The sequence below is a fragment of the Brevibacillus parabrevis genome (genome assembly GCF_022701015.1).
In the GTDB taxonomy this organism is placed as follows: Bacteria; Bacillota; Bacilli; order Brevibacillales; family Brevibacillaceae; genus Brevibacillus; species Brevibacillus parabrevis.
The window spans coordinates 4,770,900-4,788,737 of record NZ_CP064090.1 but is presented as its reverse complement, the minus strand read 5'-3'; the positions used below and the strand labels follow the sequence as shown (position 1 = coordinate 4,788,737).

The window sequence follows — 17,838 nt, the reverse complement described above, 5'->3', positions numbered from 1 at the left end:
CTTGAGCGGGATAAATGTCATACCATGTACTGTGTTATTTCATCAGAAAGGACGTGTTCGTTTCCGTGGAAAAGCGACGTAAGATGCCGCCAGTGCCGCCATCTTCTCCAAGGCGTCCAAAAGAAATGCCAAAACCGCCTTCCTCGATGATGCCGATGCCATCGCCATCGTTGCCGTCACCGAATGTGCCATCACCAAACGTGCCATCGCCGTCCAAACCAAATCCGCCGCAAAGCTCGGAGAATCCACAGCACAACATTCCGGCACGCCCGATGCCACAACGGCCAATCATGCCTTCGCCTAACCAGAATATGCCGAACATACCGAAGCCTATGCCACCAAAAGCGATGCCGTCGAATCCGATCCCGCCAAAAGCGATGCCGCCGAATCCAATGCCGCCAAACCGGATGCCAGCGAACCCGATGCCGCCAAACCGGATGCCAGCGAACCCGATGCCGCCGAACCGGATGCCAGAAAACCGGATGCCGGCGAACCCGATGCCGCCAAACCGGATGCCAGCGAATCCGATGCCGCCGAATCGCAGACCAGCGAATCCGATGCCGCCGAATCGCAGACCAGCCAATCCAATGCCGCCGAACTCCATGATGCCAAATCGGCGTCCGCCCAATTCTTCGCCGAACATGCGCCCGCCATCAGCGGAAAATGCACGTCCCGGAACGGAAATCGAGCTTTATTTGTTCAAATTCCATTTCCATATGGACCGGATGCAATACTTCCGCCACAAATGTGAGCAATACCGCGATCATCGCAAAAAGTACAGCGAGTACCGCAAGTATTACAAACACCATCAGCGCAGAATGAAGCATTATCACGATCGTTGCCAGGTTTGGCATCATAGGGGCGGCAGCAGTTCTTTTGGACGTGGCAGCTCCTCGTCTCATGGACATAGAGGATCTTCTTCCGGACATGGATGCGGCTGCGGTTGCGGCTGCGATTAAGCAAAGCCAAAAGGACGCCTGTTTCACCAGGGGCGTCCTTTTGTTTGTTGTTTCGCACGGAAATGGAAAGAACAGGCGTACTTTCTGGCGATCAAGGAGCGGAAGCGAACGCCTCGACTTCCAGCCCGCGCTTTTTCAAATGATGACGGAGCGACAGCAGGGCATCATCTTTGTTTTTGCATTCCAAAACAATGTCGACATGGTAATCGGCAAGGGCGCTGACAAAAGCGATAAACTCGTCGGGGTCAATATTGTCGGCATGGGCGCGAAATTCTTTGGCTGATTTTGGCGAGGACATATGCATTTTCGGAGTGCGCTTTCCCCATGTCTGGATGATGCGCGGAAGGTACTCCTTCCAATCTTCTCCATCCGAATGGCATTGATGGTGATGCATGTCAAACACCATAGGCACTCCGATTCGCTCGCATAGCCCCAGCACATCGAGCATCGTAAAAGACGTATCGTCGTTCTCGACGACCAGCCTGCGCTTTACGTGCTCGGGAAGACGCTCGAAGTTGGCGGCAAATCGATCGAGCGAAGACGCTTTATCCTCGAATACGCCGCCGACATGGGTGACCAGCACCGAGTTGTCGTCAAGCCCGAGCAGGTCGAAAACTTTGGCATGATAGGAAAAATCAGCGATGGTCGCTTCTACGACAGATGGCTTCTCGCTGTTTAAAATGCTGAAGTGGCCGGGATGCGCCGTCATGCGGATGCCGTTGTTGCGAATAAACTCCCCGGTTTTTTGAAAATCCCAGGCAAACTCTTTGGCCCAATCCCATTCTGCCGCAACCGGGTGAGTGGCGAGCGGTACAAACTCGGAAGGGAGGCGGTACAAAAAAATGCGGTTGTCCACGTTGTAGGCGAGCAAATCCATCAGGTTAAAGAAATTCGTCTGCAAAACTTGGCGAAGCTTTTTCAACCGCGCCTGCGGCTCCAGCTTGTTGATTTGGGCGACGGTCGTTTTTTTGTTCGGATTGTTTTTGAGCTTCACGCTGATGCAGGCATAGCCCAAACGGATCAAGGAAATCACCCCTAGGATCGTCGTCTTTCTGTAGTATCTCCCAAAAGCAGTCCCAAGGTCGGGATGAAAACTTCCCAGTGAAGGGAAACGAACCATGCAAGCAATCCCCCAAAGAAATATGTATGTGAGCAAAAGCAGACAGTGACTTGTTTCCGTCTGCTTTTTATGGAGAAAAAAACTTGGACGAGCCGTTAAACGGTCAGGTCGTCAAACATGTCCGCGATCAAGCCGATAGGTCTAGCTGTCAAACTGGCACGTAAAATGTACTGATCCTGTCATTTGTTATGAGTAGGAAGGGAGGTGACGAAGACATGCTGGTACTGGGCATCATCCTGATTTTGCTGACGGTTGCCGTTGCCATTGCCATTGGCTACAGGGCGAATGAAAGCGTGCGGAAATTTGACGAAAACGAGCATGAAAGCTTTATCGGTTCCAGGACTAATTCGTGACAGGGGGAAGGAGGGAGGCAATATGCAGCAGGATAAAGAACATCAGTTGCTTGAGGATAAAAAAGACTTGAACAAGTTCGGCTATGCCCAGGAGCTGCTGCGGGATATGGGCGGATTTTCGAACTTTGCGATTTCTTTTTCGATCATTTCGATTTTGACAGGGGCTGTTTCTTTATACGGGCACGGGCTGTTGTACGGCGGGCCAGGCATGATGGGGTTTGGCTGGACGATCGTCGCCTTGTTTGTCATCCTCATCGCGGCTTCGATGTCAGAGCTGGCATCCGCGATTCCCACAGCAGGGGCGCTGTATCACTGGGCGGCTATTTTGGGCAGCAAACGCTGGGGCTGGTACACCGCCTGGATCAACCTGATCGGACAAATCGGAATCGTAGCGGGAATCGACTATTCTTTTTCCTTGTTTGCCGATCCGCTGTTAGCCAGCGCGTTTGGCTATACTTCGACCGAGACGACCACCTTGATCTTGTTTGGCATCACTTTGCTTTTACACGGCATTTTCAATCATATTGGCATACGGCTTGTAGCGAGATTGAACGATTTTTCCGCCTGGTATCATATTGGCGTTGTCGTTGTGCTTGTAGGCAGTCTTGTGTTTTTCTCGCGCAATGAGTTGCAGCCGCTCGACTATTTGTTTCAGGTCGGACAAACGTTTTCCGACAAACCGTACGCCATCGCATTCCTGATCGGACTGTTGCAGGCGCAGTGGACGTTCACGGGCTATGATGCTTCTGCCCATACGATCGAAGAAACGATCAACCCAAGGGTTCGCGCCGCTTGGGGCATTTTCACTTCTGTGGCCTTTTCCTTTATTTTTGGCTTTATTATGCTTGCTTTTGTCACGCTGTCCATTCACGATGCAGCAGCTGCCAGCGCCGCGGACAATGCCTTTATTTACGTGATCAGCGCCGCGCTGGGTGGAACGTTCGGTTCCGTTGTACTGTGGCTGGTCACCTTTGCGATGTGGTTTTGCGGCCTTGCTTCGATCACTTCCTTTTCCCGCATGCTGTACGCTTTTTCCCGGGATAAAGGCATGCCGTGGAGCAGACAGTGGGCCGAAATCTCCAGGAAATACAGAACGCCTGCAAAAGCGATCTGGCTGGTGGTCATCCTCTCGTTTGCCCTTGCCCTGTTTGACTACATTTTGAAGCGGATCAACCCTGATGCCGAATACACGACGTTGGCTTTTCTCACCGCAGTAAGCGTGGTCGGACTGTATGTCGCTTACGGAATCCCGCTCTATCTCAAGCTGCGCGCCGAGTCGCGAGGGGTGTTCCAGCGAAAGCATTTTGGCCCGTGGAACCTCGGCAACTGGAGCAAGCCAATCAACGTGCTCAGCTTGCTCTGGATCGTGTTTATTTCGATCATGATGGTAATTCCTCCGAACCAGACAGCAGCGTATGCGCTGATCGCCATGTTTGTCGTCCTGATCATTATGGATCTCGCTTACTACCGCAAACATTTTGCGGGTCCGCAGGCGGCGCTCTCGACTTCGGCAGAGGAAATCAAACGCCAGGAAGCGAAATTCCGCGAGTAACTCGCGCCGATTCCAATGGAAAATCGTTACGAATATCAGCAAGCCCCCGCTCATGTGCGAGCCGAGGGGCTTTTTTGCAATCATCAGCGCTCATAACGGACGCACGCAGGAGAAAAGCTAGTTGTATCCCGGCAAAATGAATGAAAAGGAGCAGCAGATCATGCAAAAAATGAAAAGCGCGATAGCGACTGTGACGGGGATCGTCATTTTGGCCCAACTGTCGGTACCAGCAGCAGCGTGGCAAGGCATGGAGATGGGGAAGCGAGCCATCCATACGATGATCAAACAAGCTTCGGAGAAAGTGCACAACCGCTATGAAGCCGCTGGCATTACCGATCCGGTTGCCTTTGAAGCCTTTTTCCGAAAGCTGCAGGAGGCAGTACAGGCGGGAGATAAGCGCCAGGTAGCCAAAAAAGTACACTTCCCGCTGCGGATCAACAAAGACGGGAGCAGCCGCTACGTCCGGGATGAGCAGCAATTTTTGGCGGAGTACGACCAGATTTTTGGCGATAAAGTCAAAAAAGCGTTGCTCGCGCAAAACGTCCAGGAGACGTTCGTCAACGCGGAGGGCGTGATGGTCGGCAACGGCGAGTTGTGGCTGGGGCAAATCGGCGGGAAATACGTGCTGTTTGCTGTCAATGAATAAACGGAAGGAGGAGGGCTTTTTTGCGGAAAAGCCCTAAAGTTTCATCAAAAAAATTTTATTGAACATTGTGTATATTTTACGTGGACATTATAGATAGAAAATTCTAAAATAACTAATAAATAGACAAGGATTGGGGTGGATTCGACAGAGAATGTCCGCTCCGAATGGACATTTGTAATTTTAGTTAATACGTGGTAAGATTCACGAAAAGCTGATTTGTTTAATTAAACTTAACTGAACATGAACGTAGAGAGAAAAGGAGTGGTTACAGTGAGTTTGGATACAAAACGATTGGCGGACGAGCTGGCAGAACAGGTCGTTGCGTGGCGCAGACATCTCCACCAACATCCGGAATTGTCATTCGAAGAAGAGCAGACGTCTCAATACGTCTATGAAACGTTGCAATCTTTCGGAAATTTGGAACTGTCGCGTCCGACAAAGACGAGCGTGGTTGCCCGTTTGATTGGTTCCCAGCCAGGGCCAGTGCTCGGGATGCGCGCCGATATGGACGCCTTGCCGATTCATGAGGAAAACGCAGTGCCTTACGCTTCCGGCAAAGCTGGCGTCATGCACGCATGCGGACACGATGGACATACGGCCATGCTGCTTGGAGCGGCCAAAATATTGTCGCAATACAAAGACAAAATCAAAGGAGAAGTGCGCTTCTTCTTCCAGCACGCAGAGGAACTGCCGCCGGGTGGTGCCGTGGAGATCGTCCGGGCTGGAGCAGCGGACGGGCTGGATTCCATCATCGGCATCCACCTGGCCTCGTACATGCCAGTAGGAAAATTCGGTGTGCTGTACGGAGCGCTTACCTCTTCCACAGACCGGTTTGATATCAAAATCCAGGGCAAGGGCGGGCACTCCTCGCAGCCAGAGTCGGCGATCGACCCGGTTGTCATCGGCGCTCAGGTGATTACGGCCCTGCAACAAATCGTGTCCCGCAATGTCAGCGCGTTGGACAAGGTGGTCCTGTCCGTCACGATGCTGAATGCAGGCACAGCGTACAACATCATCCCGGATTCGATGACGCTGACTGGCTCAACCCGTTGCTTCGACGCCAAGATTCGCGAAAATCTCCCGGTATGGATCGAGCGGATCGTCAAAGGAACGACGGAAGCGCACGGAGCCAGCTACGAATTTTCGTTCTCCCACGGCTACACATCGGTCGTCAACGACCAGCAAGTGACCAAGCTGATGGAAGACACGATTCGCGAGAGATGGGGCGAGGAAGACATTATTTACATCGATCCGCTGATGCCGGGCGAAGACTTCTCCGAATACTTGAAAAAAGCGCCAGGCTGCTTCATTCAACTGGGAGCCGGCAATCCGGAAAAAGGCTTTGTTTACCCGCACCATCATCCACGCTTTGATTTCGATGAAGATGCACTTGCTCGAGGTGTAGAGTTGTTTGTTCGGGCCGCACAAAAAGTAGTCATGGAATAACAGACAGGAACGAGACCGAACAGGGGGAAACATTATGACTGAGGGACGCGTGAATGTGTTCAAGCTGCATTTCTTGGTGCTTATACTGGTTGCTTTGACAGAGTTTATCGGCACGAAAAAAATTAACATCGGTATCGGGGTAATCGCTTTGTTTCCAATGCTGTACGCACTTGTTTTGGGCGGTGTGATCAGTTGGCCTTCATTTAAATTTTTGAAAGAAAAAGACATGAATGTCGCTGCGAATATTTTGGGAGTTTCGTTCTTGCTCTTCGTATGCAAGCTGGGTGCGAATATTGGGCCGGAGCTGCCAAAGCTGTGGGGAGCGGGTGTGTCTCTGCTCGTGCAGGAGGTAGGGCACATCGTCGGAACGATCATTTTGGGCTTGCCGGTAGCGCTCTTGCTTGGACTCAAGCGTGAATCGATCGGGGCCACTTATTCGCTCGACCGCGAGCCGAACTTGGCCATTGTTGTGGACAAGTTTGGCGCGAGTTCTCCTGAAGCGCGCGGCGCGCTGGGCGTCTACATTTGCGGTACGCTGTTCGGCGCGATTTTCATGTCGCTTTTGGCAAGCATTTTGGGAAGCAGCGGACTGTTCCATCCGATTTCCCTCGCGATGGGCGCGGCAGTTGGCTCAGGCAGCATGATGGCCGCAGCGACAGGATCACTGGCTGTTATTTTCCCGGAAGCACAGCAAGACATCGCCTTTTACTCAGGTGCGGCCAACCTGATGATGAGCATCATCGGCACGTATGTATGTATTTTCGTGTCGTTGCCGCTGACTCAGCGCCTGTACGCATGGCTTGAACCGATTATTGGGCGTAAAAACGCTTCTTCGGAAACAGAAGGGGGGCAAAGAAGCGCATGAACCAAGTCCTGACGATTCTCATCATTGGTGCCATCACACTTGTCGGAAACTGGATCGGCTACAAGGTTCCCATCCTGGAATCCTTGCCAGGCATTGCGCTTTTGGCGGTCATTACCTTGATCGGGATGGGCTTCACGAAAATATTGCCGTTCAAATCTCCAGTCATCGTCTGGATTTCCTTGTTTGCCATGATTGCCACTTCGCCTTTTTTCCCAGGAAGCGCGTATACGGCTGCGGCGATTGCCAAAATCAATTTGCTGGCTCTCGCTACCCCGATTCTCGCCTATGCAGGTTTGTCGCTGGGCAAAGACATCCATCTGTTCAAGCAACTGAGCTGGCGGATCGTCGTCGTGTCCCTCGTTGTTTTCACTGGTACGTTCCTGTTCGCAACCTTGTTCGCGGAGATCGTATTCAAAATTCAAGGCAAGTTTTAACGCACAAAGCATGACCGAAAACCTTCGTGGCACATAGCGCGAAGGTTTTTTCGTCTCTACCCGGGGTGTACAAAAGAATTGATCGATCAGGATTAGACAGGTATACTCTTAATAATCAGAAAGATTACGGCATACGACAAAAAGAGAGAGTGGAGGCAGCACATGATCATTGACGTAAATCAGGTCACCTGGCAGCGGGACGACACAACGATCTTGAAAAACATTGATTGGCAAGTGCAAGAAAACGAACATTGGTGTCTTGTCGGCTTGAACGGTTCCGGCAAGACAAGCTTGTTGAAAATCATCTGCGGGTACACATGGCCGACGAAAGGACAAGTAAGCGTTCTCGGCGATTTGTACGGGACGGTTGATTTGCGTGAGGTGCGAAAATCGATTGGTTGGGTAAGCACGGCCTTGATCGCGCAGCTCCACGAACACGAAACGGCTTTTCGCGTGATTTTGAGCGGGCGGGAAGCGACGATTGGCTTGTACTCTGTTCCGAGTGAGGCAGATGTGCAAAAAGCGCAAGAGCTGCTGGAGACGTTTGGCTGCGCCGAGCTGAAGGACAGGCCGTTCGGTGCGCTGTCCCAGGGCGAGCGGCAAAAGATTTTGATTTCGCGGGCACTGATGGCATCTCCGCGTCTCTTGATTCTGGATGAGCCATGTACGGGGCTTGATTTGCTCTCCAGAGAGCAGCTTTTGTCGATGATTGAGCAGATTGCCAAACAGCCGGAGGGACCGACGCTTTTGTACGTCACCCATCACATCGAGGAGATTTTGCCGTGCTTTACTCACACGCTGCTGTTGAAATCAGGTGAGGTAGAGCGGGCTGGACGAACCGATGAGGTATTGACAGCCGAAGGGTTGACCCGCTTTTTCGGCGTTCCTGTCAACATCGCCCGTTCCCAGGGACGCTCCTGGGTCAGCCTGGGAGAAGAGGCATCTGTGCGTTAGCAGTCCATCATTTGGCAAGGATCGGCAATGTCGTGTATCATTGTGTATAATAATATCAATAGGAATAAAAAACTGGGAGGAGAGGAGAGATGGAAGCATGAACAACGCGATTGCGCCAATCACAGACTCCACCTGGGCGATCATCACTTATGAGGACGCATGGAACAGCTACGTGAACAGTTATGTGATCAAACAAGGTGACTCGTTTGTACTGATTGACTCCCATCAGCGAAAGCAACGGGCATATTTTCAACAGGCATTGGAGGGAATTGGCGCCAAGCCTGAGCGGATTGACTACGTGTACTTTACGCATCGACACGCTGACCATATCGGGAATGCCGACATGTTCCCGTCTCGCAACAACTGGATTCATCTGGACGATTACTACGAACTGGACGATTTTTCGCAGACGCTGTTCGGACACACCTTCACGGGGAGCGGAGGAGATTTGCCGTCCTTGCGATTTCGTCAGCTGGCCTTTCATACGGAAGGCTCTGTCGCTTTTTTTGACCCGCAGAGCAAAATTTGCTTTGTCGGCGATCATATTTGCTTTGAGAAAACCGAGCTGGGCGAAGTGATCGGGAAGGAAAGCGAATGCCGGGCCGCATATAGGCAGCAGCTCAAAACATGGGCAGGGGAAGAACCGGATCGCGTTCCTGAATATGTAGAAAGTCTCGAAGCCTTGCTGGATTGGCCGATTGAATTTTTGGCGACCGGACACGGCCCGATTTTGCAAGGGGAGATTGCGGATTACTTGCACGAGCTGATTGGGGTGCTCCGCACGTAATGGTCGGAAGCGAAGACGTGCAAAAAGACTTGTGAAGCCAGGAGGCGACACAAGTCTTTTTGCTATCCCGATTGGCGTATGGGAACTATTCTTGCTCCGGTTCGATCAGGACAGGGTCGGAAATTTGCACATTGTATTTTTTCTTGAGTTGAGTGATCCACTCGTCGACGTTTTTGCGCTTGTTCCGCTCTTGCAGCTTCTCGGCAATCTCTGGACGGGCTTCTTCCAGCGATTTTCCGAGTTTTTCCTTGTTTTTCTCGTAGTATTCCTTGATTTGCTCGTCTGTCACCGGATACGCTTTTTCAAGCAGCTTGTCGCGCAGCAAAATCATTTTGATACGTTCGCGCAGCTCTTTTTCGTTCGTAAAGTTTTTTTCCTTCAAGTATTGTTGGAATTTTTCCGGCGTTTTCAGCTTGTCCTTGATCGGATTGACTTTTGCGTCAACCTCCTGCTCGGATACGGTAATGCCTTGTGCGGCGCCTTCCTGTCGGCACAGCTCGATGGCGACCAGATCGGACATGACACTTGCGCCGGACTCTTTTTTCATCTGCTCGTACAGTTCGTGTTGCGAGATGGAGACGTCGCCGATCTTGGCTACTGCATTTGTATCGAGTGCAGCGGAATCTTTTGCTTGGGACACTCCGATGACTGCCAGCCCGGTCAGGAGCACGGCTACAGTCAGGATGGAAACATCAAACTTTTTCATAAAGAAACCTCTCTTTCTGGCGTACCTATGTGAAAATAGTATAGAGCAGCGATGCGGGGGAAAAATGGAACGACTTTTTACGAGAATCCCACATTTGCCTGCCAACCATGCCTAGAGCTTGGGGCGAAAAGGCGGCAATAGAAAACCGCACACCTGAATCATGTGCGGTGTTTGGTAAAATTCATGCAACGGCAAGGAGTGTTTAGCTGACGTGGGTCGATGCCTTTTGCCACTCTTCCAGGCGTTTTTCCAGCTCGGAACGGTTGAAGTGCAAGGAGCTGGCCGATTTGTCCAGCAGCTGGCGAAGATAGGTCAAAGCGTGTTCGTAATTCCCTTTGGCCGCCTCGATTTCAGCCAGGCAAAACAGCTTCCATTCCTTGGCGGAGCGCTTGCTGGCGATCAACTGGTACGCTTCCAGCGCGCTTTCGATTTCGCCCAGTCTGGCGTGCGAGCAGGCGATGAGCGCCAAAGAATCGGTCATTCCCTGGTCGCGCTGGTAAATGCGGAAAGCCACTTCGAGCGATTCGTTGTATCGGCCGGAAGAGTAGTACACGACCGCCAAATTGTAGAACAAGTAGTGAATCATCGCTTGGTTGAACAAAGAAGGGCGTTCCTTGCACACATTGATGCCGGAAACAATATATTTTTCAGCCAGTTCGTAATTGCCAATCATAATTTCATGAGTCGATTTATCCAGCATGGCTACTGCACGCGAACGGTTTTTTCGGTAGGAAGCCTCCAACCAGCTAAGCCGTACATCCAAACGGCGTTTGTACAAATTCGCCATATATTGAAAACGGAAGGGCCAGTGCAGGCGAATGAACATGACCAACAGCACGGCTGCCAAACCCGCCAGTGTCGAGGTCAAATTAAGACTCAAATACTCCACGTAGTGACACCCTCTCTTTTTGCGCTGCCTCTATTACCCCATCTTAGCACAGAACCTGTCCGGGTGACAGACCATTCCCTTTATTTCGTCAGAGTGAGTGTCCGCCCTGCTTTTGACCCGTCAAGCTGCTGGGTTTTGAGGATGTCGTCCGAGACGGTGTACAGCGTGCGGTCAATCGTCAGGATGCGTTTGATGTTTTTGCTGTTTTCGTACCAGCCTTCTCCAGCTTTGTTCAAATCTTCTTGGCTCAGGTGCGTGATCTTGTCGGTCAACGTGAAGCCTTTGGCCAAATCGAGATGATAGACGTAGGCGCCCTGGAAGGTGAAGTGGCCGTAATCGCGTATGTCCGGGCTTTGCTTTTGCTCCTCCGTTAATTCAAAGACAGTGACAGGGAAAGCGAGCAGTTCCTTTTCTTTGGAGAAAAGCAGCGCCTTGTGATTGTACAGAAGCTCGGAATCGGTGCCTCGGTCGCCAATCACGGTTTTGAACTTTTCTTTTGGCTTGCTGACGTCGCTGACATCGAACAGCGCGATTTTCATCCCTTGGTAATAGGCTCTGTCCTTGTCAGATTCGGCTTCCTTGCCAAACCCGATAATGTGATTCTCGTCGTACGGGTGCAAGTAGTCGCTGTAGCCGGGAATTTTTAGCGCTCCCAAAATGCGGGGTGCTGCGGGCTTCGACAAATCAAGTACAAACAGCGGGTCTACGTTTCTGAAAGTGACCATGTAGGCGCGCTTGCCCATGAACCGGACCGAGTAGATTCGTTCGGTAGGCGCGACGCCTTCCAGCTTGCCGTGCAGATCGAGCTTGCTGTCGAGGACGTAGACGTTGTTTTGCGAAGTGTTTTCATCGGTGCGCCAAATGTTCCCGCTCGTCGTCGCGAGCCGGAAATAGCCGTCGTACTCATCCATGGAAAACTGGTTGAGGATGCGCCCCGGCACGCTGCCTTTTGCTGCGTAGGTCACTTCCCCTTTGTTCATGCCAAAGCGATAGATGGTCGTGTCGGTTTGCATGGGCGGCGGAGTGAAGCTAGGGGCGATTGACTCTCCTTGCTTCATTTTCGTCGGCAGCACTTTTTGTTCGGTCACGGCAACATACAGACTCGTTGGCGAGGCGTAAATGTTCTCGCCTGCCCCCAAATAGGCGGACAGCGACATTTTTTGCTTCGGATCGTCGAGATTGACGCCTGCGACCATCAAGTAACTCGGCTGCACGTTTTCGGGAAAATAGCGGATGTCGTCATACGGGACTGTCAGGAACTTGTCGCCCGAGGCGCTGTCGCGATAGGCAGGGCCGGGCAGTTCATTGTTTTCCTGCAAAATCCGGTACGTGTCGATGTAGCGGTTCGCTGTCAGGTACAAGCTGCCGCCGATTTTGCGGGAAGACAAATACTGGCCTTCCACATCCAGCTGCCGGATCAGGCGAGGATGCGCTTTGTCCGCAATGTCGTAGACAAACGCTTTGACCAGTTGATTGTTTTGATAGTACGGAATGCCGCGCTTGGAAGCAGGGAGGGGGGCCATTTCGACGGTTTCATTCGCCTGGCCGATCACGATCAGCCTGCGGTCGTCGACGAACATTTCCAGCGGGGTGAACAAACCGTTTTCGTAGCCGATTCTGCTCACGACATGCATCTCGGTTGCAGGGTAAGCCTTGACGATTCGCACTTCCCGGTTCGTCGACTGGTACAGGTAGGTTCCGTCGGTTTTGACGATGTCGGCTTCATCTACGCCTTGTACCTGCGTGTTCGTCGTCGAAAAATCGCGGGATGCACCTGCTGCTGCATTGTCCGCAACCGCTTTCGACATCGGGGCTGCTGTTGGCATGCTTAAAGCCGATTCTGCGATGGCGTAGTTGTACTCCGTTGCTTTGAGCAGCTTTTTCAATTGCCCGTAGCTGCCGACGAGTGGCAATCCGTCTTTTTCTGCGGCCGCAGTCACTGTCGGCTCGTGGAGCGTGCCTGCCGGGAACAAGAGCGGCATGGCGCAAAGCACGATGACTGTCGCGAGCAGCCCGGCTGCTTTTCTCTTCATTTTCAATCCCCCGTTTCTCTATCTGGTCAGGATGTGGATTCAGTAGTAAGACGTGGCAAAAGGCAAGAACGTTTCACGGATGATGAAGTCTTTGCCCAGCGGTGTACGGACAGGGGGGAGAGCGTGTGCTATAATAATAGGCGGTTTAAGCTACCATTCACACTTACGTCAAAAGGGGCGTCTTAGATGGAAAACTTGAAGCAAAGCATTCTGGAACTGATCACGGATACTTCTACGAACTTGCCGCCAGACGTGCGTCGCGCCGTCAATGCTGCCAAGGTAAAAGAAGATCTCGGAACACGGGCAGCACTGTCTTTGTCCACCATCGCGCAAAACGTCGTCATGGCAGAAGAAAATGTTTCTCCGATCTGCCAAGATACGGGAATGCCGACATTTGAAGTGAAAACTCCGATTGGCGTTAACCAGCTCACGATCAAAAAAGCGATCAAGGAAGCGATTGTAGAGGCGACCAAAACAGGCAAGCTGCGTCCGAACTCCGTTGACTCTTTGACAGGGGCAAACAGCGGCGACAACCTGGGGCCAGGTACGCCTGTCATTCACTTCGAGCAATGGGAAGAGGATGAAGTTGAAATCAAGCTGATCTTGAAAGGCGGCGGCTGTGAGAACAAGAACATCCAATATTCCCTCCCCTGTGAGCTGGAAGGTCTGGGCAAAGCAGGCCGCAACCTGGATGGCGTGCGCAAGTGCATCCTGCATGCTGTTTACCAAGCCCAAGGCCAAGGCTGTAGCGCCGGCTTCATCGGCGTAGGGATCGGTGGCGATCGCACCTCCGGCTATGCGCTGGCGAAGCATCAACTGTTCCGTTCTGTGGACGATGTCAATCCAAACCCGGATTTGGCTGCCCTGGAAAACTACATTATGGAAACAGCCAATCAACTGGGCATCGGTACGATGGGCTTCGGCGGAAACTCCACTTTGCTCGGCTGTAAGGTGGGCGTGGAAAATCGCCTGCCAGCAAGCTTTTTCGTTTCCGTCGCCTACAACTGCTGGGCATTCCGCCGTCAAGGGGTTCGTCTGCATGCAGAAACAGGCGAAATTTTGCGCTATCTGTACAAGGATGAAGCTGTGGCAATGGATTTGGCTCCGACCGCAGCTGCGAGCGAAGCGGCTGAAGAGCGCCGCGAGGTTGTGCTCCAGGCGCCGATTTCCGAGGAACAAATCCGCAGCCTGAAAGTGGGCGACGTGGTCATCATCAACGGGGAAATGCACACAGGCCGCGATGCTTTGCACAGCTACCTGATGGACCATGACTGTCCGGTCGACCTCAATGGGGGCATTATTTACCATTGCGGTCCGGTAATGCTGAAAGACGAAGCAGGCGAGTGGCATGTAAAAGCGGCTGGACCGACAACCTCCATCCGCGAGGAGCCATACCAGGGTGACATTATCAAGAAATTCGGAATCCGCGCTGTTATCGGAAAAGGCGGAATGGGCGCAAAAACGTTGAAAGCGTTGAATGAGCATGGCGCTGTGTACCTGAATGCCATCGGCGGTGCCGCGCAATATTATGCGGAGTGCCTGGAAAAAGTCGAAGGCGTGGACTTCATGGAATTTGGAATCCCGGAAGCGATGTGGCACTTGCGCGTAAAAGGCTTCGCCGCGATTGTCACGATGGATTCGCACGGAAACAGCCTGCACGCAGATGTCGAGCAATCGTCTCTGGAAAAATTGGCGCAATTTGCCGAACCGGTATTTAAATAAGAATAACGAGATAGCCAAAAAAGCCTCTGGCGCCGCATTGTGCGCTGGGGGCGTTTTGCTTTTTTGCCGTGACTGTACGCACGCTGTACGCCGAGCTTTTGGCTCTGGCTGCCTTTAGCCTTTGCCGTGTTTTTTCGAGCCTGTCACGGCGAATATACTGGGTGAATGACCATTTTCGCAAAGATAGGTATTGGTTTATTTCCGTTGCTTGCGGGCGGGCATAGGTTAGTAACGAACAAAGAAACGATAGGAGGAGTGAGATTCGTGAACTACACAGTTCGTGCGGGAGATACATTGAACAGTATCGCGGCCCGCTTTGGCGTGCCGGTACAGGAATTGATCCGAGTGAATAACATTGCCTATCCGTACTACATTTACGTGGGTCAAAACTTGTACATCCCCGTCAGTACAACACCTGCCCCCACAAGCGATGTCGAGCGGAGACTGACTCGCGTGGAAAACCGGGTGGACGCGTTGCGCGACGATTATACCAAGCTCGACGATCGGGTAGATCGCCTGGAGACGCGCATGAACCGCCTGGAAGCCCGTGTAACCCGTCTGGAGCGAATTGTCCCGGCACCTCCGCCGACACCAACCGTCAGACCGACACCAAGACCAACTGCGACCCCGCGTCCGCGTTGATTGAACAAATAGCCCGGCTATCCTTTCTTTGCAAGGGGCAAAGAAAATTCCCGCTTCGCCATTTCCTCTTGGCCCCGATCTGCATAAGGTGGTACTAGAGGATTACGAGGAGGTGCGGCCATGCTAGGGTTTTTCAACGGTAAAAACGTCAGACACCATTTCATGGGCGTCTATGGGAAAGTGGTGCAAATTCGGGAGCTGGTAGAAGTGATCGACCAAGTGTTCGATTCCTTCCACAAAGTGAACAGCATCAGCAAGACGATGCTCGGGCCCCGGAAGCCGAGTGCGAAAAAACTCGACAAACTCAGATGACGACCAGCTATGAAGCTGGACAGCAAAAAAACCGCCTCCAATCTCGGGGCGGTTTTTTTTGTAAACAAGTATTCAGCGAGGCTTTTGCACGGAGTGTTTTTCTCCGGGATGCTCCTGATCCTCATCAGCCAGTCTGCCAGTCTGCTTTTGCTTTTGGGCAAGGCGCGGCTAATCGAAAAAAAGAACCCCGCCGCTTGATTTCATCAAAAGGCAGGGTTCCCAAAGCGTGAGACTGTTATGATTTTGGATTCATCGCTTGCGCAGCCATCCGCACCATTTCTTTGACCATGCTGCCGCCCAGTCTGCCGCCGATCCGGCCTGCATCGTGCGAAGTGAGCTGGCCGTTGTATCCGCGCTGCAAAGGGACGTGAAGCTCGGATGCCACTTCGTACTTGGCCTGGTTCGGGTCAGCGACATGGGCGACTCGTGCTTTCAACGCATCCAGCCCTTCTTGGGCACCCGGGACGAGAGGACGTTTTCGTCTGCTCATGGATCATCACCTCTCGTCTTAGCGTGCCCAACTAGACGAGTGCCTTGCGCATCGTGAAATTCGTCTCCGGGTAGTAAGTGTTGGCAACGAGCAGGTTTGGCCCTGCGCATTTGGCCGCTGGACAGAAGCAGTTGATTTTCTGGTTCATGGAATGTCCCTGCCAAGTGTCAAACATGCGTTGCAGCTCGTCTTTTTGAATATTGCCGAGCGGTTCCACGTCTCCGAAGTCTGTCACGATCACGTCGCCCGTAAAAATGTTGATATTCAAGCGATTCCGACCATCCGGATCGTTGCGGGTCGTGACATTTTTCGCCGTACGGAGCCGCTGGATCAACGCCCTGTCTGCTTCGTCCGCACTGCAAGCGAAAAACGGCAGCGTGCCGAACAGCATCCACAAATCTTCGTTACGGACATCGAGCATCCGGTGAATGGCTTGGCGCAGCTCATCGAGAGAAAGCACGTCGAGATCGCGGGCAAAATCACTCGCGTACATCGGGTGCACTTCGTGCCTGCGGCTGCCCATTTCCTGGATTTGCCGATGGAGCGTATCCAGCTTGGGCCAGGTGCGATGATTGAGCATCGTCTCCGCCGAGACAAACACGCCGGCCTCCGCGAGCTTGCGCGCGTTGTCCATCATCCGCTCAAACTGCACTTCTGCCTGTTTGCCTGAAACCGGCTGCTTGGCTTTTGCGTAAACAATATCATGAAACTCCTCCGGGGTAGACCAGTTCCAGGAAATATGCATGACATCTATGTAAGGCAAAACCAGTTCGTAGCGGGAAAAGGGCATGGACATGTTGGAGTTGATCTGGGTCCGCAGCCCGCGATCCGCCGCGTAGCGCAGGATGGGCTGGATGACTTCCTTGACAGTTCGTTCGCTGTACATCGGTTCTCCGCCTGTTATACTTAGCGTAAGCAAATCTTTGGCTTCGTCCAGGCGACGAAGGATGAGATCGACAGGCAGAGCGGGATCGTCTTTATATCGCAATGTATCGCCAACCGCACAATGCTCGCAGCGGAGATTGCACAGATTCGTTACAGTAAACTCGACGCTGGTCAATTTATAGGCGGGGGGTGTCGCATTAAACAACGGCTCCCATGGATCGTGTATCGGTGTTAGTGGTGTTGTTGGAACCATGCGGATCAATTGTGGAAACCTCCTTCATTCTGCGTACAACTCAACCTATTATAACGACATTAGAGCGGAAGGAGAATAGCTAACGACATGATTATGGGGATGTCTTTTGGGCGCGGTGTGCTTTTTCACGATCGCAATGTGCTGGCTTGTGCGGAAGTAAAAGACGGCGTTATCCACATGTGGGCGGAAAAAATCACACTCAAAACGATTGGAAAGCTATGGTATCGTATTTTTTTCTCCTTTCCCTGGTATTATCAGCTTTTTCACCTGCTCCTCGCCTGCTATGTAGTGGCGGCTCTGGTGCATCCGGCCTGGGCAGTCGTAGACCCGATGTGGGCGGCTGTCTATATCGGCGGCTTTCACTTTGTTTTTCCAAAAATGATGAAAAAGTTTCACGGTGCAGAACATAAAGTATTCAGCTATTCCGGAAGAAAATCGCTGGCCGCCTTGCCGCAAATTGCCAAGGCTGACATCGTCAATGACGGTTGCTCGACTAATCTGGTCGTCTGGTTTTTCGTTGGCTTTCTGCTCTCTGTCTGGTTTTTGCCGATGGAGTGGAGCATCGTCTGCGGCGTCGGCGGACTTTTGGTGGGAATGTTCGGAGATCGCTACGTGCGCAAATATTGCGGAGTTGTTTACAAGCTCTCGGCCTTTTTCCAAAAGCATTTTACGACGAAAGAACCGGATCGGCTGCATCTGGAGACGGCTATTCGCTCCTACATGCTGTTTGAGCACATACGCGATATGGAACGGCAGCACTCGGCATGAGAAGGAAAGAGAAGTGAGAAGC

The 17,838-nt window shown here is 52.3% G+C and carries 20 protein-coding genes; 12 read left to right on the top strand and 8 right to left on the bottom strand.

Annotated features, from left to right (window positions below; genetic code table 11):
• Nucleotides 1–34: 34 nt before the first annotated feature.
• The 3 genes from IRJ17_RS21955 to uvsE all read right to left on the bottom strand — a co-directional run bounded on the left by IRJ17_RS21955 (nucleotide 35) and on the right by uvsE (nucleotide 1,983).
• Nucleotides 35–628 (bottom strand): hypothetical protein, encoded by a 594-nt coding sequence (locus IRJ17_RS21955; RefSeq protein ID WP_242771910.1) that lies wholly within the window; start codon nucleotides 626–628, stop codon nucleotides 35–37.
• A gap of 25 nt (nucleotides 629–653) precedes the next feature.
• The gene (locus IRJ17_RS21950; RefSeq protein ID WP_173595601.1) at nucleotides 654–986 is read right to left on the bottom strand and encodes a hypothetical protein; all 333 of its coding nucleotides are present in this window, start codon (nucleotides 984–986) and stop codon (nucleotides 654–656) included.
• Nucleotides 987–1,050: 64 nt separating this feature from the next.
• Nucleotides 1,051–1,983, bottom strand: a complete 933-nt coding sequence (uvsE, locus tag IRJ17_RS21945; protein WP_122965678.1) for a UV DNA damage repair endonuclease UvsE — start codon at nucleotides 1,981–1,983, stop codon at nucleotides 1,051–1,053.
• Between the two features lie 311 nt (nucleotides 1,984–2,294).
• Here uvsE and IRJ17_RS21940 point away from each other — a divergent pair, with 311 nt between their 5' ends.
• From IRJ17_RS21940 to IRJ17_RS21905, 8 genes are all read left to right on the top strand, one after another.
• Complete coding sequence (locus tag IRJ17_RS21940; protein ID WP_167470353.1) at nucleotides 2,295–2,432, top strand: hypothetical protein; 138 nt, start codon at nucleotides 2,295–2,297, stop codon at nucleotides 2,430–2,432.
• A 22-nt stretch (nucleotides 2,433–2,454) separates the two neighbouring features.
• On the top strand, nucleotides 2,455–3,984 hold the full coding sequence (locus tag IRJ17_RS21935; RefSeq protein ID WP_122965679.1) for an amino acid permease: 1,530 nt from the start codon (nucleotides 2,455–2,457) through the stop codon (nucleotides 3,982–3,984).
• A 121-nt stretch (nucleotides 3,985–4,105) separates the two neighbouring features.
• Nucleotides 4,106–4,630 carry a hypothetical protein gene (locus IRJ17_RS21930; RefSeq protein WP_242771907.1) on the top strand — a complete coding sequence of 175 codons (525 nt, stop codon included), beginning with the start codon at nucleotides 4,106–4,108 and terminating at the stop codon, nucleotides 4,628–4,630.
• Between the two features lie 270 nt (nucleotides 4,631–4,900).
• Nucleotides 4,901–6,076, top strand: a complete 1,176-nt coding sequence (locus IRJ17_RS21925) for an amidohydrolase (protein ID WP_122965680.1) — start codon at nucleotides 4,901–4,903, stop codon at nucleotides 6,074–6,076.
• Between the two features lie 34 nt (nucleotides 6,077–6,110).
• Nucleotides 6,111–6,941: a DUF3100 domain-containing protein gene (locus IRJ17_RS21920; RefSeq protein WP_217021667.1), complete on the top strand. Its 831-nt coding sequence runs from the start codon at nucleotides 6,111–6,113 to the stop codon at nucleotides 6,939–6,941.
• Nucleotides 6,938–7,375, top strand: coding sequence for a hypothetical protein (locus IRJ17_RS21915; RefSeq protein WP_122965682.1), 438 nt, complete (start codon nucleotides 6,938–6,940; stop codon nucleotides 7,373–7,375). The genes IRJ17_RS21920 and IRJ17_RS21915 overlap by 4 nt, the downstream gene beginning before the upstream one ends.
• A gap of 162 nt (nucleotides 7,376–7,537) precedes the next feature.
• Nucleotides 7,538–8,329 carry an ABC transporter ATP-binding protein gene (locus IRJ17_RS21910; protein WP_122965683.1) on the top strand — a complete coding sequence of 264 codons (792 nt, stop codon included), beginning with the start codon at nucleotides 7,538–7,540 and terminating at the stop codon, nucleotides 8,327–8,329.
• A 97-nt stretch (nucleotides 8,330–8,426) separates the two neighbouring features.
• Nucleotides 8,427–9,116 (top strand): MBL fold metallo-hydrolase, encoded by a 690-nt coding sequence (locus tag IRJ17_RS21905; protein WP_122965684.1) that lies wholly within the window; start codon nucleotides 8,427–8,429, stop codon nucleotides 9,114–9,116.
• Nucleotides 9,117–9,201: 85 nt separating this feature from the next.
• Here the strand turns inward: IRJ17_RS21905 and IRJ17_RS21900 are convergent, their stop codons facing one another.
• From IRJ17_RS21900 to IRJ17_RS21890, 3 genes are all read right to left on the bottom strand, one after another.
• Nucleotides 9,202–9,822 (bottom strand): peptidylprolyl isomerase, encoded by a 621-nt coding sequence (locus tag IRJ17_RS21900; protein WP_173599748.1) that lies wholly within the window; start codon nucleotides 9,820–9,822, stop codon nucleotides 9,202–9,204.
• A gap of 202 nt (nucleotides 9,823–10,024) precedes the next feature.
• A complete protein-coding gene (locus tag IRJ17_RS21895) occupies nucleotides 10,025–10,711 on the bottom strand; it encodes a tetratricopeptide repeat protein (RefSeq protein WP_173595605.1) in 687 nt (228 codons plus the stop codon).
• A gap of 80 nt (nucleotides 10,712–10,791) precedes the next feature.
• Nucleotides 10,792–12,744 (bottom strand): beta-propeller domain-containing protein, encoded by a 1,953-nt coding sequence (locus IRJ17_RS21890; protein ID WP_242771904.1) that lies wholly within the window; start codon nucleotides 12,742–12,744, stop codon nucleotides 10,792–10,794.
• A 186-nt stretch (nucleotides 12,745–12,930) separates the two neighbouring features.
• On the opposite strand from IRJ17_RS21890, the gene IRJ17_RS21885 reads away from it, so the two are divergent.
• From IRJ17_RS21885 to IRJ17_RS21875, 3 genes are all read left to right on the top strand, one after another.
• Nucleotides 12,931–14,466 (top strand): fumarate hydratase, encoded by a 1,536-nt coding sequence (locus IRJ17_RS21885; protein ID WP_173599746.1) that lies wholly within the window; start codon nucleotides 12,931–12,933, stop codon nucleotides 14,464–14,466.
• 264 nt (nucleotides 14,467–14,730) lie between these two features.
• Nucleotides 14,731–15,108: a LysM peptidoglycan-binding domain-containing protein gene (locus tag IRJ17_RS21880; protein WP_122965689.1), complete on the top strand. Its 378-nt coding sequence runs from the start codon at nucleotides 14,731–14,733 to the stop codon at nucleotides 15,106–15,108.
• Between the two features lie 120 nt (nucleotides 15,109–15,228).
• Nucleotides 15,229–15,420, top strand: coding sequence for a hypothetical protein (locus tag IRJ17_RS21875; RefSeq protein ID WP_063227780.1), 192 nt, complete (start codon nucleotides 15,229–15,231; stop codon nucleotides 15,418–15,420).
• Between the two features lie 235 nt (nucleotides 15,421–15,655).
• Here IRJ17_RS21875 and IRJ17_RS21870 read toward each other — a convergent pair whose 3' ends face one another.
• Nucleotides 15,656–15,910 carry an alpha/beta-type small acid-soluble spore protein gene (locus tag IRJ17_RS21870; RefSeq protein WP_122965691.1) on the bottom strand — a complete coding sequence of 85 codons (255 nt, stop codon included), beginning with the start codon at nucleotides 15,908–15,910 and terminating at the stop codon, nucleotides 15,656–15,658.
• A 31-nt stretch (nucleotides 15,911–15,941) separates the two neighbouring features.
• Entirely contained in the window at nucleotides 15,942–17,057 is a 1,116-nt protein-coding gene (gene yfkAB, locus IRJ17_RS21865) for a radical SAM/CxCxxxxC motif protein YfkAB (protein WP_242771901.1), read from the bottom strand.
• 78 nt (nucleotides 17,058–17,135) lie between these two features.
• Here yfkAB and IRJ17_RS21860 point away from each other — a divergent pair, with 78 nt between their 5' ends.
• Nucleotides 17,136–17,816, top strand: coding sequence for a DUF1385 domain-containing protein (locus IRJ17_RS21860; protein ID WP_173595610.1), 681 nt, complete (start codon nucleotides 17,136–17,138; stop codon nucleotides 17,814–17,816).
• Nucleotides 17,817–17,838 lie beyond the last annotated feature (22 nt).